The following is a 21233-nucleotide window of genomic DNA, read 5'->3' on the forward strand; positions in this document are numbered from 1 at the left end:
GTTCCGGCGATTCGTGCCGGGGGGACAAGACGGAAACAGTCGATGAATTTGCGAGATATATCCGGAAATGCGTTTCCGGAATTGAAAGAATTGCTCCTGTCTGAGATCGGGGCGATCGAAATCGGGGGGATCACCGCAGACAGCCGCAAGGCTGCGCCGGGCAGCCTGTTCGTTGCGGTTTCTGGCACCAAGGCTGATGGTGCGACCTATGTGAAGGACGCGGTTGCCAAGGGGGCCGTTGCCGTTGTTTCCGGGCACGCGGTGGAAGCCGAAGTGCCGGTTCTGGTCGTGACCGACCCACGCCTTTATCTCTCCCTTGCCGCCTCCCGCTTTTACGGAAAACAACCGGAAACCATGGTCGCCGTCACCGGCACCGCGGGAAAGACCTCGGTTGCTTCCTTCGTGCGGCAGATCTGGGCTTTCGCCGGCCATGCCGCAGCCCAGATCGGCACAACCGGCGTCATCGCTCCCGGCCGGGAGGATTATGGCGCGCTGACGACGCCCGATCCGGTGACGCTGCATGCGCTTCTGGCCGAGCTTGCGAGCGAGGGCGTCACCCACGCGGCGATGGAAGCTTCCAGCCACGGTCTCGACCAGCGCCGCCTCGATGGCGTGCGCCTTTCTGCCGCCGGCTTTACCAATCTTGGCCGCGACCATATGGATTACCATCCGACCGTCGAGGATTACATGGCCGCGAAGATGCGGCTTTTCGATACGCTGATGGAAAAAGGCGCTCCCGCCGTGATCTTCGCCGACGATTCTTGGTCGGACAAGGCGGTTCATGCGGCGCGCGAAGCGGGTCTCGATGTCCGCACCGTCGGACGGAACGGGCAATATCTCGCTTTGAAGCGCGTCGAGCATTTCCGCCACAAGCAGATGATCGAAGTGCATCATGACGGCGTCATCCATGAAGTCGATATCCCGCTGGCGGGTGATTTCCAGGTGGCCAATGCGCTTGTTGCCGCCGGTCTTGCCATGTCGACGGGTGTTGCCGCCGCAACGGCGCTCAAGGCGCTCGAAAAGCTTGTCGGCGCTGCCGGCCGTCTCGAATTAGTGGGACAGACGAAAAACGGCGCGCTTGCCTATGTGGATTACGCCCATAAGCCCGATGCGCTGGAAAACGTGCTGACCTCGGTCCGGCCCTTCACCTCCGGCCGCATCATCACCGTGTTCGGCTGCGGCGGCGACCGCGACAAGGGCAAACGCCCGATCATGGGCGAGGTCGCGACCCGTCTTTCCGACATCGTCATCGTCACGGACGACAATCCGCGCTCGGAAGACGCGGCGACGATCCGCTCCGAGGTGATGGCGGCGGCGCCCGGCGCTCTGGAAATTGGCGACAGGTCCGAGGCGATCCGCCATGCGGTGTCGATGCTGTCGCATGGCGATACGCTGATCGTCGCGGGCAAAGGGCATGAAGAAGGGCAGATCGTTGGCTCCGTGACACTGCCTTTTTCCGATCATGAACAGGTGCGCACTGCACTGGCAGCGCTGGAAGGATCGAAAATTTGAGCTGGTTATGGACAGTCGCCGATATGATCGCCATCACCGCAGGACGCCCGGTGGGCAACCTGCCGACAGGAATCACCGGCATTTCCATCGACAGCCGGACGGTGAAGCCGGGTGAAGCTTTCTTCGCCATCAAGGGTGATCGTGTCGACGGTCACGACTATACGAGTTTCGCGGTTGCCAACGGGGCAGGACTTCTGGTCGTTGCTGAAGCCAAGCTGCCAGCGCTCGGCCGCCTGACGGTGCCGATGATCGTGGTCGAAGATGTTCTTGCAGCCCTTGGCAAGCTTGCCATCGCGGCGCGTCAAAGAACATCGGCGCGCATCATCGCGGTGACGGGCTCGGTCGGCAAGACGACGACGAAGGAAATGCTGCGGCAGGCGCTCGCGCCATCGGGCCGGGTGCATGCGGCGGTGGCTTCCTTCAACAACCATTGGGGTGTTCCGCTGACGCTTGCCCGCATGCCCGCCGATACTGAATTCGGCGTGTTCGAAATCGGCATGAACCATTCCGGCGAAATCCGGCCTTTGGTGAAGATGGTCCGCCCGCATGTGGCGATCATTACCACCATCGCGCCTGCCCATCTCGGCAACTTCAACAACATCGAAGAGATCGCCGCCGCCAAGGCGGAGATTTTCGAGGGCGTGGAGCAGGGCGGTTCCGTCATCCTCAACCGCGACAATGCCCAGTTCGAGCAGCTTGAAGAGGCGGCGCAGGAGCAGGGCATCGAACACATCCTGACCTTCGGTCAGCATGCCAAGGCGGATTTCCGCCTCGCGGATTTCGAGAGCACGACGACTGGCTCGACGATCTGGGCGATCCTGAACGGCGAAACCAGCGAGCTGCATCTCAACATTCCGGGCCGGCACATTGCGGACAATGCGATGGCGGTACTTGGCGCCGTGGCGATCACGGGCGCTAATCTCGACCGTGCTTTCGAAGCGCTGGGATCGCTTGAGGCGGTGAAGGGGCGTGGCCAGCGCCACCATCTGCAGATCAACGGCGGCTCCTTCCTTCTGATCGATGAAAGCTACAACGCCAATCCTGCCTCCATGCGGGCGTCGATCGCGTTGCTGGCGGAAACGCCGACGCAGGGCCATGGCCGTCGCGTTGCCGTCCTCGGCGACATGCTGGAGATGGGCGAATTTTCGGCGCAACTACATGAGGAATTGGCCGGGCCATTGCTTGCGGCGGGTATCGAACATGTGTGGCTGGCGGGCGAGGCGATGGCCGCTTTGCGCGACGCGCTGCCTGATAGCGTCACCGTCATCTGGTTCCCGACGACGGCGGAACTCACCGATTTCGCCCTGCAATGGGTGCAACCGGGAGACGCGCTGATGGTAAAATCGTCACTTGGGCTTGGTTTCGGCAAGATTGTCGCCGCCCTGCTTGACAAGTATCCGGCATTCCCCGAGACGGAACGCCAAGTCTGAAATAGCCTTTTGAAAGGGCAATTATGCTGATCTGGCTCGTCGAACTGTCGGATAAAATTCAAATCTTCAACCTGTTCCGGTACATCACCTTCCGGGCGGGGGCGGCGATGTTCACCTCTGCGTTGATCGTCTTCCTGTTTGGACCGGCCATCATCAATTCGCTGCGCGTGCGCCAGGGCAAAGGCCAGCCGATCCGCGCCGATGGACCGCAGACGCATTTCAAGAAGGCCGGCACCCCGACCATGGGCGGCTTGATGATCCTCGCCGGCATTCTCGGCGGTTCGCTGCTCTGGGGCGACCTGTCGAATGTCTATGTCGTCGCCGTTCTAATGGTGACGCTTGGTTTCGGAGCCATCGGCTTCTATGACGATTATCTGAAAGTGACGAAACAGAGCGACAAGGGTTTTTCCGGCAAGGCTCGTCTCGGCATCGAATTCCTGATCGCGGCGATTGCCGTGTTTTTCATGATGAAGATGGCGCTTGCCTCGGCACCGCATGGCGGCACGCTCGGCAGCTCCATCGCTTTTCCCTTCTTCAAGGAATTTGTGATCAATCTCGGTTATTTCTTCGTGCTGTTCGGTGCTTTCGTCATCGTCGGCGCGGGGAATGCGGTGAACCTGACCGACGGTCTCGACGGTCTCGCCATCGTGCCGGTCATGATCGCGGCCGCCACTTTCGGTGTGATCGCCTATCTCGCCGGTAACGCCGTTTTTGCCAATTACCTGCAGATCAATTTCGTGCCCGGAACGGGTGAACTCGCCGTTATTGTCGGCGCCGTTATCGGTGCCGGCCTCGGTTTTCTGTGGTTTAATGCGCCGCCCGCGGCCATCTTCATGGGCGATACGGGTTCGCTCGCGCTGGGTGGCCTGATCGGCTCCATCGCAGTCGCCACCAAGCACGAGATCGTCATGGTCATCGTCGGCGGCCTCTTCGTCATGGAAACCCTGTCGGTCATCATCCAGGTCTTCTGGTTCAAGCGCACCGGCAGGCGCGTCTTCCTGATGGCGCCGATCCATCACCATTTCGAGAAAAAGGGCTGGACGGAAAGCCAGGTGGTCATCCGTTTCTGGATCATTTCCGTTGGCCTCGCGCTGCTTGGCCTCGCTACCCTGAAGCTGAGGTGAGCGATGATCCCGGTCACGTCGTTTAAGGGTAAGAAAGTCGCTCTTTTCGGGCTCGGCGGTTCGGGTCTTGTCACGGCCCGGGCGCTGGTCGCCGGCGGTGCCGACGTCGTGGCTTTCGATGATAATCCCGACAGCGTCGCAAAGGCCGAGGCCGAGGGCATCAAGACGGCGGATCTTCGGACGATTGACTGGTCGAGTTTCTCCTCCTTCGTGCTGGCACCGGGCGTGCCGCTGACGCATCCGAAGCCGCACTGGTCCGTCGATCTGGCGAAAGCCTCCGGCGTCGAGATCATCGGCGATATCGAGCTCTTTGTCCGAGAACGTCGTGCCCACGCGCCGGATTGCCCCTTCATTGCGATTACCGGGACCAACGGCAAGTCGACCACCACGGCGCTGATCGCACATATTCTGAAATCGGCTGGTCGCGATACGCAGCTTGGCGGCAATATCGGTACGGCGGTACTGAGCCTCGATCCGCCTAAGGCGCAGCGCTTCTACGTTGTTGAGTGCTCATCCTACCAGATTGACCTGGCACCCACGATCAATCCGACTGCCGGCATTCTTCTCAACCTCACTCCCGATCATCTCGACCGGCATGGCACGATGCAGCACTATGCCGACGTCAAGGAACGGCTTGTTGCTGGCAGCGGCACGGCGATTGTCGGTGTCGACGACAGCTACTCGACGCTGATTGCCGATCGCGTTGAGCGTGCCGGCGTCAGGGTTGAGCGCATTTCCAAGCGCAATGTCGTTTCCGAAGGTCTTTATGCCGAGGGCAGCCGCATCCTGCGGGCGCATGGGGGAACTTCGTCGTTACTGGTTGATCTCGATGGTATCCAGACGCTTCGCGGCAGCCACAATGCGCAAAATGCGGCGGCGGCAATTGCGGCCTGCCTCGCAGTCGGTGTTTCCGAGGATGAAGTTCGTGCAGGTCTCAAATCCTTCCCCGGCCTCAAGCATCGCATGCAGCCGGTTGGCCGACGCGGCAATGTCACCTTCGTCAATGACAGCAAGGCCACCAATGCAGATGCGGCGGCACCTGCGCTTTCGAGCTTTGACCGCATTTACTGGATTGCCGGCGGTCTGCCGAAGGCCGGCGGGATTACCAGCCTTTCACCGCTTTTCCCGCGCATTGCAAAAGCCTATCTGATCGGCGAGGCGGCGGCGGAATTTGCAGCGACGCTCGGTGAAGCGGTGCCCTATGAAATATCCGGCACCCTGGACAAGGCCGTGCAGCATGCGGCGGCGGATGCGGAAAAAGACGCGACGCCCGGCAATATCGTGATGTTGTCCCCGGCTTGCGCAAGCTTCGATCAATATAAGAACTTTGAAGTCAGAGGTGATTCGTTTGTCGCGCAGGTCGCGGCGCTCGATGGCATGACGATGCTCGTTCACTCTGGAAAAGGGGGCTGAAGGCCATGGTAAGCCGAGTTGATCGCGGTCCGGTCGCGGAATGGTTCTGGACCATCGACCGTTTCTTTCTGGCGGCATTCATCGCGCTGATGGGCATCGGCCTGATGCTGTCCTTCGCGGCGTCGCCGGCCGTTGCCGAGCGTATCGGCCTCAACAGCTTCTTTTTCGTTGAGCGTCAGGCCATGTTCATGGTGCCATCGCTGGCGATCATGGTCGGCTTGTCCTTCCTGTCGCCGCGCCAGGTGCGCCGCGTGGCGGTCATCATGCTGATCGCCTCGCTGCTGATGATGATCTTTGCACTGTTCTTCGGCATCGAGGTGAAGGGCGCGCGGCGGTGGATTTCCATCGGCACTTTCTCGATCCAGCCGTCGGAATTCATGAAGCCGGCTTTCGTCATCGTCTGCGCATGGCTTTTTGCAGAGCGGGCGCGCCATCCGGAAATTCCGGGCAATCTCTTTGCGATCATCACCTTCGGAATCGTGGCCGCACTTCTCATCGCCCAGCCTGACTTCGGCCAGACCATTCTGACCTCCGTTGTCTGGGGCGGCATGTTCTTCATGGCAGGTGTGCCGTGGTTCTGGATCATCATGCTCGGTGGTCTCGGCGTCGGCGGCATCATCTCCGCCTACCTCATGCTGCCGCACGTGGCCGGCCGTATCGACCGGTTCTGGACGGGTGAGGGTGATACGTTCCAGGTTGATACCGCACGCGAAGCGATCATTCGCGGCGACTGGTTCGGTCGCGGGCCGGGCGAAGGTATCGTCAAGCGCATCATTCCCGATAGCCATACCGACTTCATCTTTTCGGTGGCTGCGGAAGAATTCGGCATCGTTTTCTGCATGTTCCTCGTCGCAATCTTCGCCTTCATCGTGCTGCGCGGCCTGTCGCACGCCTTCAAGGAAAAGGACGATTTCTGCCGCTTCGCCGTGGCTGGCCTTGTGCTGCAGATCGGCATGCAGTCGATGATCAATATCGGCGTCAATCTGGAACTGATGCCTGCCAAGGGCATGACCTTGCCGCTGATTTCCTATGGTGGTTCGTCAATGATGGCGATATGCGTGACCGCCGGTTTCCTTCTGGCATTGACACGCCACAGACCTGAAAAGCGGGCGCAGGAGCGGAGTTTCTTCCGCGTTGGTTCCGGCGTTCCCGCGGAGTAAACGATCATGAGCAAGGGTATTGTTCTTCTTGCCGCCGGTGGAACCGGCGGCCATGTGTTTCCGGCAGAAGCGCTGGCGCATACGCTGAAGGCACGCGGTTATCAGGTGCATCTCGTCACCGACAGCCGCGCCGAGCGTTATGCGGGCAAGTTTCCGGCAGATGAAATTCATGTGGTTCCGTCTGCCACCATCGGCTCCAAAAACCCAATTTCCGTGGCGGGTTCGCTCTGGAAGCTCTGGGTTGGCCTGCGCGCGGCGCGTCGGCTGGTCGCAAAACTGAAGCCGGTCGCGGTTGTCGGTTTCGGCGGTTATCCCACCGTGCCGCCGCTGCTGGCCTCCACCGGGCTTGGAGTGCCGTCGATCATTCACGAACAGAACGCCGTGATGGGCCGCGCCAACAAGGCACTTGCCGGGCGGGTAAAGGCAATTGCCGGCGGCTTCCTGCCGCCCGCCAATGGTCAATATTCCGAGAAGACCGTCGCGACCGGCAATCCGGTGCGCCCAGCGGTGCTGGCCGCCTCTGAAATACCCTACACCGCCTCGCAGACAGGCGAGCCTTTCCGGCTCGTCGTCTTTGGCGGCAGCCAGGGCGCACAGTTTTTCTCGAGCGCGGTACCCGCCGCAATCTGCCTCCTGAAAGACGAGCAGCGCAAGCGCATCGTCGTCACCCAGCAGGCGCGGCCGGAAGACAAGGACAGCGTCATCGCGTCCTACCAGAAGCTCGGCGTGAAGGCGGATGTTTCGCCTTTCTTCGGCGATATGGCGTCGCGTATCGGCGAGGCCGATCTGGTCATCAGCCGCTCGGGCGCTTCGACGGTATCGGAGCTTTCGGTGATCGGCCGTCCGTCGATCCTCGTGCCTTATCCGCATGCGCTGGATCATGATCAGGCGGCGAACGCGGCTGCGCTTTCGGCGGCGGGTGGGGCAAGCGTCATCAAGCAGGCGGAGCTCTCGCCGCAGAAGCTCTCCGGCCTGCTGTCCTCGGCGCTTGCCGAACCCGAGCGGCTTTCCGCAACGGCGGCGGCGGCGAAGGCAACCGGCAAACCGCACGCGGCGGATGTGCTGGCCGATCTGGTGGAGGCGATTGCCTCCGGCCGGTCCGTACAGGAATTCAAGAAGAATATTGAAGGAGTTGGGGCATGAAGATGCCGAAAGCCATAGGCCTTGTGCATTTCATCGGCATAGGCGGGATCGGCATGAGCGGCATTGCCGAAGTGCTTCACAATCTCGGCCACCGGGTGCAGGGATCGGACCAGGCCGACAGCGCCAATGTGCAGCGTCTGCGTGACAAGGGCATCGAGGTTTTTGTGGGCCACACGGCTGACAATATCGGCGATGCAGAGGTCGTCGTCGTTTCGACCGCGATCAAGAAGAACAATCCGGAGCTCGTCGCCGCGCGGGAAAAGCACCTGCCGATCGTGCGCCGCGCGGAAATGCTGGCCGAGCTGATGCGCTTCCGTAACGCCATCGCCATCGGCGGCACGCACGGCAAAACGACGACGACCTCCATGGTCGCCACGCTCCTGGAAGCCGGCAATCTCGACCCGACCGTCATCAATGGCGGCATCATCAATGCCTATGGCACCAATGCCCGCATGGGTGAGGGTGAGTGGATGGTGGTGGAGGCCGACGAGTCCGACGGCACTTTCCTGAAGCTGCCGGCTGACGTCGCCGTCATCACCAATATCGATCCGGAACATCTCGACCATTACGGCAATTTCGACGCCGTACGCGCCGCATTCCGTCAGTTCGTCGAGAACGTGCCTTTCTATGGTTTCGGCGTCATGTGCCTCGATCATCCCGAAGTGCAGGCATTGGTTGGCCGCATCGAAGACCGCAAGGTCATCACATATGGCGAGAACCCGCAGGCCGACGTGCGGTTTTCGAATGTCCGCATCGACGGTACGCGCTCGGTCTTCGACGTGGAAATCCGCCGTCGCCGCACCGGCAAGATTTTCTCTTTCAAGGACCTCGTCCTGCCGATGCCCGGCCGCCATAACGTTTCGAATGCGACAGCGGCAATCGCGGTTGCCAATCGTCTCGGCATCTCGGAAGCCGACATCAAGAAGGGGCTTGCCTCCTTCGGTGGTGTCAAGCGACGTTTCACGCTGACGGGCGAAGCCAACGGGGTGCAGGTTTTTGACGATTACGGTCACCACCCGGTCGAGATCAAGGCCGTGCTGAAGGCGGCGCGGGAAGCCTGCAAGGGCCGCATCATCGCCGTGCACCAGCCCCACCGCTACAGCCGTCTTTCGAGCCTGTTTGATGATTTCGCGCATTGTTTCAACGATGCCGATACGATTCTTCTTGCTCCGGTTTATGCAGCGGGCGAAGATCCCATCGAAGGCGCAAGCTCCGAAGCGCTGGTTTCGGCCATCAAGGCCGCTGGCCACCGTGACGCGCGTTTCCTCGAAAAGCGGGAGGACCTTGCGTCACAGGTCGCAGCCATTGCGAATCCGGGTGATTTCGTGGTTCTCTTGGGGGCTGGGAATATCACGCAATGGGCAGCGTCGCTGCCTTCGGAATTGAAGAGCATATCAGGAAAGTCTGAATGAGACAGGTCGATGGGGTTAAATTGCTGGGGAGGCTCGGCGACGGGGTAAAGGAATTGCGGGGACGTCTGACACCGGATGCGCCTATGGACCGCGTGACGTGGTTCAGAGCCGGCGGTCTTGCGGAGGTGATGTTCCAGCCGCACGATACGGATGATCTGATTGCCTTCCTGAAAATTCTGCCGGAAGATGTGCCGCTGACCGTGGTTGGCGTCGGCTCGAACCTTCTGGTGCGTGACGGCGGTATTCCGGGCGTGGTCGTGCGCCTGTCCGCCAAGGGCTTCGGTCAGGTGGAGCTTGCCGGTGAAAACCGCATCAAGGCGGGCGCGATCTGCCCGGACAAGCATATTGCAGCCATGGCCATGGATAATGGCATTGGCGGCTTCCACTTCTATTACGGTATTCCGGGCTCCATCGGCGGAGCGCTGCGCATGAATGCGGGCGCAAACGGCGGCGAGACGCGTGAACGTGTCGTGGAAGTCTATGCGGTCGACCGTCAGGGCAACCAGCATGTGCTTTCCAATGCCGATATGGGCTACAGCTATCGCCATTCCGGCGCCGACGCAGGCCTGATCTTCACCGGTGCGCTCTTCGAGGGCTATCCCGAGGACAAGGCGAAAATCCGCGCCGATATGGATGCGGTGCGTCATCACCGCGAAACCGTGCAGCCAATCCGCGAACAGACCGGCGGCTCGACCTTCAAGAACCCCGAAGGTCATTCCGCATGGGAGCTTATCGATGAGGCGGGCGGTCGTGGTCTTGTGATCGGCGGCGCGCAGATGTCATCACTGCATTGCAATTTCATGATCAATACCGGCCATGCGACCGGTTACGATCTGGAATATCTAGGCGAGACCATCCGCAAGCGCGTGTTTGACAAATCGGGCATCCGGCTGGAATGGGAAATCAAGCGGCTCGGGCTGTTCATGCCCGGTCGTGAAGTGGAGCCTTTTCTGGGGGCTTGATGCCAGTCGGCCTTGCTAAGATGTAAACACATTAAAGCCCGCGAAACTCTCGTTTCGCGGGCTTTTTGTTACTGTCGGTATCTATGGACTCAGACTTCGTCCTTGCGGGACAGAAGAATGCAGGCGAGCGTGATGAGCGCGGATACGCAGAGGTAATAGCCGACATAGCCCATGCCGTAGTTCACCTGCAGCCATGTGGCGATGTAAGGCGCCAGCGACGCGCCGAAGATGCCGGCCATGTTGAAGGTGATCGAAGAGCCGGTATAGCGGACGCGGGTCGGGAAGGGGGCGGCGAGCGCCGTTCCGATCAGGCCGTAGGTCATGCCCATCAGCATCATCGCGAGAGCCGCGAAGACGAAGATCGAGCCTTCGCTGCCGGTCATCAGGCCGGGCAGCAGGAAGGAGAACAGGCCGATCAGCACTGTCGTCAGGATCAAAATTTCGCGGCGACCGAATTTTTCCGCAAGCTTGCCGGCGATCGGAATGAAGATACCGAAAACGACGGAGCCGAGGATCTGCACTTCCAGCGCGTCGAGGAACGGAATTTTCAGGACCTTGACGTTGTAGGACAGCAGATAGGCCGTGCCGATGTAGAAGAGCACGAAGGTGGCGAGCGCCACAAAGGTGCCGAGCACGAGGCTGCGCTTGTGGTTGCGGAACAGTTCCGCAACCGGCACGGCCACACGTTCTTCCTTTTCGATGGCCTTCTGGAAGTCGGGCGTTTCGGTGATCGACAGGCGAACCCACATGCCGACAGCGATCAGGATGATCGAGGCGACGAAGGGAATGCGCCAGCCCCAGCTGAGAAGCGCTTCCTGCGACATGAAGTGCAGCAGGATCCAGAACACGCCTGACGAGAGGAACAGGCCGACGGGTGCGCCAAGCTGCGGGAACATGCCGTACCAGCTGCGCTTGCCGGGAGGGGCGTTTTCCGTCGCGAGCAGGACGGCACCGCCCCATTCGCCACCAAGACCGAAGCCCTGGCCGAAGCGGCAAAGTGCGAGCAGCAGCGGCGCCAGAACGCCGGCCGTCTCATAGGACGGCAGCAGGCCGATCACGACCGTCGAGACACCCATGGTCAGCAGCGCCGCGACAAGCGTCGTCTTGCGGCCAACGCGGTCGCCATAGTGGCCGAAGACCACGGCGCCGAGGGGGCGGGCGAAAAAGGCGATGGAGAAGGTTGCGAAGGACGCCAGAAGCGCCGTCATCGGATCATTGTTCGGGAAGAACAATGTCGGGAACACGAGCACTGCGGCCGTGGCATAAACGTAGAAATCGAAAAACTCGATGGTCGTACCGACCAGACTGGCAGTGAGAACTCGTGCAGGCGAATTTGTCTTTACAGCGTTCGAATTGTCAGCGGTCGGCGATACCGGAGATATCGCGTCGGTCATGGTATTGGTTCCATTTTGGATGATTGCAATGTCATGCCTTGGGAGGCGACATCTGCGTTAACGCAATTTTTGTTCTTATGGAATGCTAAAAAAGAAATAATGCAGATAATGTGATCCATCAGGGCGACACGTGTGGTCACGGCCTCGGAGAATGTTTGTCGATTGAGAGACTGATTCAGGCCGCGGTTTTAAAACCCTGAAACCGCAGATAATTTGCCTGGGGAATAATGCTGTCTGTTAACGTTTCGGCCTTGCCTTTGTCGCGCAGCAGCAGACGCGCCGGCGTCGTTTTATTTCCGATCATTGAAAACCTGCATGTTGCATTCCGCGCAACTCTCTGATTCCAAGGAGGGAATTCGGATCAATGCTGATTCTTTAACAAACTCGGCATGTTGGGCGCGGCGGTTAACGAAAGTAAACGATTCATTAACCTTAATGGCGTTTAACTGGTCTCAAGGGTCATGTGCCAGAATCACCGTTCGTGAAATCCGGTCGGTTAGGAGCGTGGTCCGTAACGGAGAGTTGGTGTCAGAGGTATCGATGAGCGGCAAGCACGTAGCTGTTCTTATGGGTGGATTTTCGTCGGAGCGGCCGGTCAGCCTGTCGTCGGGCAACGCTTGCGCGCAGGCTCTGGAAGGCGAGGGCTACAAGGTCACCCGTGTCGATGTCGGCCGCGATGTCGCCGCCGTGCTTGATGCGCTGCGCCCGGACATCGCTTTCAACGCGCTGCATGGGCCCTTCGGCGAAGACGGCACCATTCAGGGCATCCTCGAATATCTCGCCATTCCCTATACCCATTCCGGCGTGCTCGCCTCGGCGCTTGCCATGGACAAGGCGCAGGCCAAGAAGGTTGCTGCTGCTGCCGGCATTCCTGTCGCCGCCGAGCGAGTCATGAACCGCTTCGATTTCACCAGCGAACATCCGCTGGCGCCGCCTTATGTGGTGAAGCCGGTGCGCGAAGGCTCGAGCTTCGGCGTCGTTATCGTCAAGGAAGACCAGTCGCACCCGCCGCAGATACTCACGTCCTCTGAATGGAAATACGGCGACCATGTCATGGTCGAGCGTTATATCCATGGCCGCGAACTGACCTGCGGGGTGCTCGACGGCGAGGCGCTGGGCGTCACCGAAGTGGTGCCGCTCGGTCACAATTTCTATGATTACGATGCGAAATACGCTGCTGGTGGCTCGAAACATGTCATTCCCGCAGAAATTTCACCGAAAATTTACCAAAAAATTCAAACACTGGCGGTTATGGCGCATCGGGCGATCGGGTGCCGTGGCGTAAGCCGTTCAGACTTTCGTTACGACGACCGTTTCTCAGAAGATGGCGAAGTTATCTGGCTTGAAGTGAATACGCAGCCGGGCATGACGCCGACCTCCCTGGTGCCTGAAATGGCGGCCCATGCTGGCCGCTCCTTTGGTAACCTTGTCAGCTGGATGGTGGAGGACGCTTCGTGTTTGCGGTGATCGGCAAAAAGTCGACGGCAAGAAAGCGCGAGCAATTCGCGGCGGCGGCCAGTGCCGACGATCGCATGGTGTTGCCGCGTCCGCTGCGTCGCGTCGTGCGTTTCGGCGTCAGCCTTGCGACCGGACGTATCCACATTCCCGCCCATACCGGTACGATTGCGGCCGTCGCCTTTTATGCGGCGACCGGGCTTTATGGCATGTCACTCGGCGGCCATACGAATATCGTCACGCAGGCAACGACCTCCGCGGCCGGTTTCGCCGTTGAGGACGTGAAGGTCTCCGGCAACCTGCAGACCTCCGAAATCGATGTCTTCCAGCTTCTCGGTCTCGATGGCAGCACGTCCCTGATCGCGCTCGACATCGACGCCGCGCGCCGCAAGCTGGTGCAGCTTCCCTGGGTTGAGGATGTCGATATCCGCAAGATCTATCCGAAGACGGTCGAGGTTCGTCTGAAGGAGCGTGAGGCTTTTGGCATCTGGCAGCACGGCTCGGAGCTGTCGCTGATCGAAAAGAGCGGCAGTGTCATCGCGCCGCTGCGTGACAACAAGTTTGCCTCGCTGCCGCTTTTCGTCGGCCGCGACGCGGAAACCGGTGCTGCCGGTTTCGTCGAGCAGCTGGCTGACTGGCCGGAAATCCGCAGCCGCGTCCGAGCCTACGTGCGTATCGCCGGCCGCCGCTGGGACCTGCATCTCGACAACGGCATCGTCGTCAAGCTGCCAGAAGAAAACCTGCCGCAGGCGCTGCAATTGCTCGCGCGGCTCGATCTGGAAGAGAAAGTTCTGTCGCGCGATGTCGCTGCCGTGGACCTGCGCCTGTCCGACCGTACAACGATCCAGCTGACCGAAGGTGCCGCCGAACGCCGCCAGGCTGCCGTCGATGCGCGCACCAAGGCTCTCAAGAAAGCGGAGAAGAACACATGAGCTTTTTCGGTTCTTCCCATTTCGGTCTGCCTCGTCTGAAGCCGCTTTCTTCCAAACGCAGCCACATCGTTTCGGTGCTCGACATCGGCTCGACCAAGGTCGTGTGCATGATCGGCCGGCTGACGCCCCGTCAGGAAAGCGAAATCCTGCCTGGCCGCACCCACAAGGTCGAAATCATCGGCATCGGCCACCAGCGTTCGCGCGGCGTGAAGTCTGGCGTGATTGCTGACCTCGACGCGCTGGAAGGCGTCATTCGTCTTTCAGTCGATGCGGCTGAGCGCATGGCGGGCCTGACCGTCGACAGCCTGATCGTCAATGTTTCGGCAGGAAGACTAGCAAGCGATATCTACACCGCGAGCATCGATCTCGGCGGGCAGGAAGTGGAAGCAAGCGATCTGCGCAAGGTTCTGGTGGCGGCAAGCCAGCAGTCCATGCGTCAGGACCGGGCGATCCTGCATTCGCTGCCGACGGGCTATTCGCTGGATGGCGAGCGTGGTATCCGCGATCCGCTGTCGATGTACGGCGATCTTCTCGGCGTTGACATGCATGTGGTGACTGTCGAACGCACGGCGCTGAAGAACCTCGAACTTTGCGTCAACCGCGCGCATCTGTCCGTCGAGGGCATGGTCGCGACGCCCTATGCCAGCGGTCTAGCAGCACTGGTGGACGATGAAGTCGAACTCGGCTGCGCCGCCATCGACATGGGCGGCGGCACGACGACGATCTCGGTTTTTGCCGAGGGCCGGCTCATCCATACGGACGCGATCGGCCTTGGCGGCCATCACGTTACGACAGATCTTGCACGAGGCCTCTCGACACGAATCGAAGATGCGGAGAGACTGAAGGTGGTGCATGGTTCGGCTTTGCTGAATGGCGCGGATGAGCGCGACATGATTTCGATCCCGCCGATTGGCGAAGATGATCGCGATCAACCATCGCAAGTTTCAAGAGCATTGGTTACCCGCATCGTGCGGGCGCGTATCGAAGAGACGCTGGAATTGATTCGTGATCGTATCCAGAAGTCCGGCTTCAGCCCCATCGTCGGCAAGCGCGTCGTCCTGACCGGCGGTGCAAGCCAGCTGACGGGGCTGCCGGAAACGGCGCGGCGCATTCTTGCCCGCAACGTTCGCATCGGCCGCCCCATGGGCGTGGCTGGTCTTCCGGTCGCGGCAAAGGGCCCGGCATTTTCAACCGCCTGCGGACTGATGATCTATCCGCAGGTGGCGGACATCGAAATTCATGCGGCGCAAGGCGGAATGTTCTCGCCGTTTGGTAACGGTAGCGGCCGGATAGCCCGGGTGGGGCAATGGCTGAAAGAGAGTTTTTGAGTAGCCTCGGGGCGCAAGCCGGAGGTTTCAGAGTTGAGTTTCAAGAATCGGCCAGCGGGGCGATGCGGCCAGAGAAAGAAGGAATGTTAAAATGACGATACAGCTGCAGAAGCCTGATATCACAGAGCTGAAGCCACGCATCACCGTCTTCGGTGTCGGTGGCGGTGGTGGTAACGCTGTCAACAACATGATCACGGCTGGCCTCCAGGGCGTCGACTTCGTTGTCGCCAACACGGATGCCCAGGCGCTGACCATGACGAAGGCAGATCGGGTCATTCAGCTCGGCGTCAACGTCACTGAAGGTCTCGGCGCCGGTTCCCAGCCGGAAGTCGGGCGCGCTGCCGCTGAAGAATGCATCGACGAGATCATCGACCATCTGAACGGCACCCACATGTGCTTCGTCACCGCCGGCATGGGCGGCGGCACCGGCACCGGTGCTGCTCCTGTTGTCGCGCAGGCTGCGCGCAACAAGGGCATCCTGACGGTTGGCGTCGTCACCAAGCCTTTCCACTTCGAAGGCGGCCGCCGCATGCGTCTTGCCGAACAGGGCATCGAGGAACTGCAGAAGTCCGTCGATACTCTGATCGTCATTCCGAACCAGAACCTCTTCCGTATTGCCAATGACAAGACGACCTTTGCGGACGCCTTCGCCATGGCCGACCAGGTTCTCTATTCCGGCGTTGCCTGCATTACCGACCTGATGGTGAAGGAAGGTCTCATCAACCTCGACTTCGCCGACGTCCGTTCGGTCATGCGCGAAATGGGCCGCGCGATGATGGGCACCGGCGAGGCTTCCGGTCCGGGCCGCGCAATGCAGGCTGCGGAAGCGGCGATCGCCAACCCGCTGCTCGACGAAACCTCGATGAAGGGTGCACAGGGCCTCTTGATCTCCATCACCGGCGGTCGCGACCTCACCCTGTTCGAAGTCGACGAAGCTGCGACCCGTATTCGCGAAGAAGTTGATCCGGATGCGAACATCATCCTCGGCGCAACCTTCGATGAAGCGCTTGAGGGCCTCATCCGCGTCTCCGTCGTTGCAACCGGCATTGACCGCGTTGCAGGCGTCGGCGAACAGAACGTTGCCGAAATGCGCGCCGCAGCCGCCGCTGCAAAGCCGCTTATCCGTCCTTCCGCGGCCGTTGCTCCCGCTCCGGCCGCAGTACAGCCTGCTGCAGTTTCGCAGGCACCGAAGGCCGTAGACCCGATCGCCCAGACCATCCGTTCGGCTGAGGCCGAAATGGAACGTGAACTCGGTTTTGCCGCACATCAGCAGCCGGCCCAGGACTTCCGTCCGCAGAGCAAGCTGTTCGCATCCTCTCCGGCTGAAGCACCGGCGGCGCTCCGTCCGGCCCAGCCGGTTCAGCAGGCCGCTCCGGCTCCGGTTGCTCCGGCACCGGTCTATCACGCTCCGGAACAGCATGCTGCTCCGGCACCGCGCATGCAGCAGCCGCAGGCTCCCGTCTATCAGGAACCTGCACCGGTTGCCCGCCAGCCTGAGCCGGTTCGCATGCCGAAGGTCGAAGACTTCCCGCCGGTCGTGAAGGCCGAGCTGGACCACCGCACCCATGCCGCTCCTGCTGCCCAGGAAGAGCGTGGCCCGATGGGTCTTCTGAAGCGCATAACCAACTCGCTTGGTCGCCGCGAAGAAGAAGAAGTTCCTTCCGACATGATGGATGCGCCGAGCATGGCGCCGCAGCGCCGCGCACCGCTTTCGCCGGAAGCAAGCCTCTACGCACCCCGTCGCGGCCAGCTCGACGATCACGGCCGTGCAACGCCTGCATCGTCCAGCCACCACGATGATGACCAGCTGGAAATCCCGGCCTTCCTGCGCCGCCAGTCCAACTGAGGGCGATTCCATTAGCCTCTCGAAACGCCCGGATCCGACGATCCGGGCGTTTTGTTTATTTTACGTCATTAACACTAAATTAATTAGCGTTATCAGCTACTTACGCATGTAACAATCCGAAACGAACAGTGATTTGTCGTGGCACGTACATGTGCGTATGTATGAGGCTGGGTAAAGGAACAGACTGACTTCGCCGGTCGTTAAAACCCGGCTTGAAAACTTGAACGGCGCTGGCCCCAAGCGGCGCGGTTTGCAAAAAAGGCATACACTAATGACTATCGGACTGCTCGGATTTCAGACAACTATCGCACATGCCGTTCAGCTTAAAGGCATTGGCGTGCATTCCGGCAATCCGGTCTCGATGACGTTCCAGCCCGCAGAAGCTGGAACGGGCATCGTCTTCCATCGCCTCCATGACAATGGCAGCGTCACCGAGCTTAAGGCAGTGTCTGCCAATGTCGGCAATACCGATCTGTGCACCGTGCTTGGCCGTTCGCTTTCCCAGTCAGTAGCGACGATCGAGCATGTCATGGCCGCCATCTACGCCATGGGCCTCGACAACCTTGTCGTCGAGGTAGACGGTCCGGAAGCGCCGATCATGGATGGCAGCTCTGCTCCCTTCATTGAAGCGATCGAATCGGTCGGCATCAAGAACCTTGGCGTGAAGCGCCGCTATATCAGGGTCACCAAGCCGGTGCGTATCGATTCGGGTGCGTCCTGGGCGGAGTTCCGTCCCTATGACGGTACGCGCTTCGAGGTCGACATCGATTTCGACACGCCGCTGATCGGCAAGCAGTCCTGGAAGGGTGACCTGACGGCAGAGACGTTCAAGAACGAACTGTCGCGTGCCCGTACTTTCGGCTTTATGCGTGATGTCGAGCGCCTTTGGGCCGCCGGTTATGCACTGGGCTCCTCGCTTGAGAATTCGGTTGTCATTTCCGACGACAACAGCGTCATCAACATGGAAGGCCTGCGTTACGCCAAGGACGAGTTCGTCCGCCACAAGACGCTTGACGCGGTGGGCGACCTGGCACTTGCGGGCGCTCAGTTCATCGGTTGCTACCGTTCTTATCGCGGTGGTCACAAGGTCAATGCCAATGCGCTGAAGGCCCTGCTGAGCGACCGTACGGCTTACGAGATCGTAGAGGCTCCGGCCGCACGCAACCAGATGGTGCGCGCCCGCGAATTTGTGGCCGTCAATATGCCCGAATTCGCGCCCTGGTCCGCGTAAGGTCTTTTGAAGGCTATCAATTGACAGAAAAAGCCGCTCCTTCGGGACGGCTTTTTCGTGAGACGGAGCAGGAAGTTGCAAATTATCGCCGGATAATCGTGCGATTGCATGGGGTGATGCCATAAAAATGCGTTAATGCGTCATCATTGCGTTGCCCTGCGGATGCTTTTATGGCTAGAACGCCAATACAAAGCCGATGCTTATGTATTTGCGCGGGAAGTGGGAACTGTCGAATGAAGCATGTAGGGTCTGGTGCAATGAAGGGTACGATGCGGGGGATCGCCGTTTCGTTGATGTTGGTCGGCGCGAGCGTCGTCGTCACTGCCTGCCAGTCCGATCCCGATATCGACATCACCAAGCTTGGCGTGGAGACCGATCCGCCTGACGTTCTGTACAAGCAAGCGCTGGCGAACATGAACAAAGGCAATATGACGGAAGCCTCACGCAAGTTCGAGGCGATCGACAAGCAGTACCCCTTCACCGAATGGGGCCAGAAGGCGCTTGTCATGCAGACCTTCATTGCCACGCGCACCAACAAGAACGATGTGGCAATCACCACCGGTAGCCGTTTCCTGCGGCAATATCCGCGTTCCAAGGACGCCGCTTACGTTCAGTACATGATCGGTCTTGCCTATTCGAAGCAGATTTCCGACGTCACGCAGGACCAGCGCGCCGCGCAGCGCACAGTTGAGGCGATGAACAAGGTCGTCAACGACTATCCCGATTCGGAATATGTCGCGGATGCGCAGGCCAAGATCCGTTTCGCCCGCGATCAGCTTGCCGGCCGCGAAATGCAGGTCGGTCGTTATTACCTTGAGCGCAAGGAATATCTCGCCGCCGTGTCGCGTTTCCGCATCGTCGTCGAGCAGTACCAGAACACCAACCAGATCGAGGAAGCGCTGGCGCGTCTGACGGAAGCCTATTACGCGATGGGCCTGGTGGACGAAGCGCAGACTGCGGCTGCCGTTCTCGGCAACAACTATCCCGACAGCCAATGGTATGCGGATTCCTACAAGCTGCTGAAGGGCCAGGGCCTGGAGCCGCGTGAGAATAAGGGGTCCTGGATTTCGCGCGCCGGCAAGAAGCTCATCGGCGCCTGAGACGGGGCATAGGCCATGCTGGTCCAGCTCTCAATTCGCGATATCGTTCTCATCGAAAGGCTCGACCTCGGTTTCGAGGCGGGCCTTTCCGTGTTGACGGGCGAGACGGGTGCGGGCAAATCCATTCTTCTCGATAGTCTCTCGCTGGCGCTTGGCGGCCGCGGCGATGGCGGCCTTGTGCGCCACGGGGAGGAAAAGGGGCAGGTCACCGCGACTTTCGAGGTGCCGAACAATCATCCGACAAGGCTTCTCCTGCGCGAAAACGGTCTCGATGACGATGGCGACCTGATTTTCCGCCGCGTGCAATCTTCCGACGGGCGCACCAAGGCCTATATCAACGATCAGGCCATCAGCGTGCAGATGATGCGCCAGCTTGGTCAGATGCTGGTCGAGATTCACGGCCAGCATGATGATCGTGCGCTTGTCGATACGGATGCGCACCGCACTCTGCTGGATGCCTTTGCCGGGCTGAGCGAAGAGGCTCGCGCTGTTCAGGCATTCTATCGCACCTGGAAAGATGCTGACCGGGCCTTAAAGACGCATCGCGCAAAAGTCGAGGCTGCGGCGCGAGAGGCGGATTACCTGCGCTCTTCCGTCGAGGAATTGGAAACTCTTTCGCCGCGCGATGGCGAGGAGGATGAACTGGCCGAACGCCGGGCGGTGATGCAAAAATCCGAACGCATCGCTGGCGATATTGCTGAAGCCAGCGAATTCCTGAACGGCAATGCTTCGCCCGTGCCTGTCATAGCATCCATGATGCGGCGTCTGGAGCGCAAGAGCCATGAGGCTCCCGGCCTGCTGGAAGACACCGTGCAATTGCTGGATGCCGCGCTGGACAATCTTTCCAATGCGCAGATGGAAGTGGAAGCGGCGCTGCGCCGCACAGAATTCGATCCGCGCGAGCTGGAGCGGGTGGAGGAGCGGCTGTTCGCGTTGCGCGCCGCCGGACGCAAATATAATGTCGCCGTGCCAGACCTCCCCGCTCTCGCCGAAAAAATGGTGGCCGATCTCGCCGATCTCGACGCCGGCGAAGAAAAGCTTGGCAAGCTCGAGGCCAATCTCGGCGTCGTGAAGGCTGATTTTGACCGTGCCGCGCAGTCGCTTTCCGACAAACGCCGTAATGCAGCGGAAGCGCTTTCCAACGCTGTCATGGCCGAGCTTCCGGCGTTGAAGCTGGAGCGGGCGCGGTTTACCGTCGAGGTCACCTCCGATCCCGAGCAGGCGACGGCCGACGGCATCGACACGGTGGAATTCCACGTGCAGACCAACCCGGGCACGCGCCCAGGTCCGATCATGAAGGTCGCATCAGGCGGCGAATTGTCCCGCTTCCTGCTGGCGCTGAAAGTGGCGCTGGCGGATCGCGGTTCGGCACCGACCCTGGTGTTCGACGAAATCGACACGGGTGTCGGTGGCGCGGTGGCGGATGCCATCGGCCAGCGGCTGCGCCGCCTGTCCAAAACCGTGCAGGTCCTTTCCGTCACCCATGCGCCGCAGGTGGCGGCACGGGCGGCGACCCATCTTCTCATTTCAAAGGGTCCGTCCGGCGATGGAAGCGAGCGTATCGCCACGCGCGTCGCCACGATGGAGCCGCAGCACCGCACCGAAGAGATCGCCCGTATGCTTGCTGGCGCGTCCGTGACGGACGAGGCAAGGGCTGCTGCCGCTCGTCTTCTAGCAGCCAAGGACTGACCCTTCGCGGCAATGCCAGTGCAGTGCCTTTCGGCATTGTGAGTCCAGCGGCAAAACTGTTTTTAATGTTTGTTATTTCGGCTAAAAGCGTTCGGTAATTCC

17 protein-coding genes are annotated in these 21233 nt (G+C 60.4%); 15 read left to right on the forward strand and 2 right to left on the reverse strand.

The window, feature by feature from the left end; all coding sequences use genetic code 11:
- The first annotated feature begins 42 nt into the window (after positions 1–42).
- Genes WA845_RS07130 through murB form a run of 8 tightly spaced genes read left to right on the forward strand, consistent with a single transcriptional unit; the run spans position 43 to position 10156 of the window.
- On the forward strand, positions 43–1512 hold the full coding sequence (locus tag WA845_RS07130) for a UDP-N-acetylmuramoyl-L-alanyl-D-glutamate--2,6-diaminopimelate ligase (protein WP_112553911.1): 1470 nt from the start codon (positions 43–45) through the stop codon (positions 1510–1512).
- Complete coding sequence (locus WA845_RS07135; protein ID WP_112553909.1) at positions 1509–2942, forward strand: UDP-N-acetylmuramoylalanyl-D-glutamyl-2,6-diaminopimelate--D-alanyl-D-alanine ligase; 1434 nt, start codon at positions 1509–1511, stop codon at positions 2940–2942. Before WA845_RS07130 ends, WA845_RS07135 begins: the two co-directional genes overlap by 4 nt.
- Positions 2943–2965: 23 nt before the next feature.
- A complete protein-coding gene (gene mraY, locus WA845_RS07140; protein WP_003522196.1) occupies positions 2966–4066 on the forward strand; it encodes a phospho-N-acetylmuramoyl-pentapeptide-transferase in 1101 nt (366 codons plus the stop codon).
- 3 nt (positions 4067–4069) lie between these two features.
- The gene (murD, locus tag WA845_RS07145) at positions 4070–5479 is read left to right on the forward strand and encodes a UDP-N-acetylmuramoyl-L-alanine--D-glutamate ligase (protein ID WP_112553907.1); all 1410 of its coding nucleotides are present in this window, start codon (positions 4070–4072) and stop codon (positions 5477–5479) included.
- 5 nt (positions 5480–5484) lie between these two features.
- Positions 5485–6639 carry a putative lipid II flippase FtsW gene (gene ftsW / locus WA845_RS07150; protein ID WP_004442795.1) on the forward strand — a complete coding sequence of 385 codons (1155 nt, stop codon included), beginning with the start codon at positions 5485–5487 and terminating at the stop codon, positions 6637–6639.
- Between the two features lie 6 nt (positions 6640–6645).
- Complete coding sequence (gene murG, locus WA845_RS07155) at positions 6646–7782, forward strand: undecaprenyldiphospho-muramoylpentapeptide beta-N-acetylglucosaminyltransferase (protein ID WP_112553905.1); 1137 nt, start codon at positions 6646–6648, stop codon at positions 7780–7782.
- Positions 7779–9194 (forward strand): UDP-N-acetylmuramate--L-alanine ligase, encoded by a 1416-nt coding sequence (gene murC / locus WA845_RS07160; RefSeq protein ID WP_004442790.1) that lies wholly within the window; start codon positions 7779–7781, stop codon positions 9192–9194. The genes murG and murC overlap by 4 nt, the downstream gene beginning before the upstream one ends.
- The gene (gene murB, locus WA845_RS07165) at positions 9191–10156 is read left to right on the forward strand and encodes a UDP-N-acetylmuramate dehydrogenase (protein ID WP_004442789.1); all 966 of its coding nucleotides are present in this window, start codon (positions 9191–9193) and stop codon (positions 10154–10156) included. The genes murC and murB overlap by 4 nt, the downstream gene beginning before the upstream one ends.
- A gap of 89 nt (positions 10157–10245) precedes the next feature.
- On the opposite strand, the gene WA845_RS07170 is transcribed toward murB, so the two are convergent.
- The gene (locus tag WA845_RS07170; RefSeq protein WP_004442787.1) at positions 10246–11550 is read right to left on the reverse strand and encodes an MFS transporter; all 1305 of its coding nucleotides are present in this window, start codon (positions 11548–11550) and stop codon (positions 10246–10248) included.
- A 175-nt stretch (positions 11551–11725) separates the two neighbouring features.
- Complete coding sequence (locus WA845_RS07175; RefSeq protein ID WP_333899972.1) at positions 11726–11854, reverse strand: hypothetical protein; 129 nt, start codon at positions 11852–11854, stop codon at positions 11726–11728.
- Positions 11855–12090: 236 nt separating this feature from the next.
- On the opposite strand from WA845_RS07175, the gene WA845_RS07180 reads away from it, so the two are divergent.
- The 7 genes from WA845_RS07180 (at position 12091) to recN (ending at position 21131) form a co-directional block, all read left to right on the forward strand.
- Entirely contained in the window at positions 12091–13017 is a 927-nt protein-coding gene (locus WA845_RS07180; RefSeq protein WP_112553903.1) for a D-alanine--D-alanine ligase, read from the forward strand.
- Positions 13005–13937, forward strand: a complete 933-nt coding sequence (locus WA845_RS07185; RefSeq protein ID WP_162719139.1) for a cell division protein FtsQ/DivIB — start codon at positions 13005–13007, stop codon at positions 13935–13937. The genes WA845_RS07180 and WA845_RS07185 overlap by 13 nt, the downstream gene beginning before the upstream one ends.
- Positions 13934–15265, forward strand: coding sequence for a cell division protein FtsA (ftsA, locus tag WA845_RS07190; RefSeq protein ID WP_004442783.1), 1332 nt, complete (start codon positions 13934–13936; stop codon positions 15263–15265). Before WA845_RS07185 ends, ftsA begins: the two co-directional genes overlap by 4 nt.
- A 91-nt stretch (positions 15266–15356) precedes the next feature.
- Positions 15357–17111, forward strand: a complete 1755-nt coding sequence (gene ftsZ, locus WA845_RS07195) for a cell division protein FtsZ (RefSeq protein ID WP_004442782.1) — start codon at positions 15357–15359, stop codon at positions 17109–17111.
- A 271-nt stretch (positions 17112–17382) separates the two neighbouring features.
- Positions 17383–18342: a UDP-3-O-acyl-N-acetylglucosamine deacetylase gene (lpxC, locus tag WA845_RS07200; protein ID WP_004442781.1), complete on the forward strand. Its 960-nt coding sequence runs from the start codon at positions 17383–17385 to the stop codon at positions 18340–18342.
- A gap of 233 nt (positions 18343–18575) precedes the next feature.
- Entirely contained in the window at positions 18576–19442 is an 867-nt protein-coding gene (locus WA845_RS07205) for an outer membrane protein assembly factor BamD (protein ID WP_006697761.1), read from the forward strand.
- Positions 19443–19457: 15 nt separating this feature from the next.
- On the forward strand, positions 19458–21131 hold the full coding sequence (gene recN, locus WA845_RS07210; RefSeq protein WP_004442779.1) for a DNA repair protein RecN: 1674 nt from the start codon (positions 19458–19460) through the stop codon (positions 21129–21131).
- Positions 21132–21233 lie beyond the last annotated feature (102 nt).

Origin of the sequence: Agrobacterium sp. CMT1, assembly GCF_037203725.1 — a bacterium.
GTDB classification, from domain to species: domain Bacteria; phylum Pseudomonadota; class Alphaproteobacteria; order Rhizobiales; family Rhizobiaceae; genus Agrobacterium; species Agrobacterium pusense.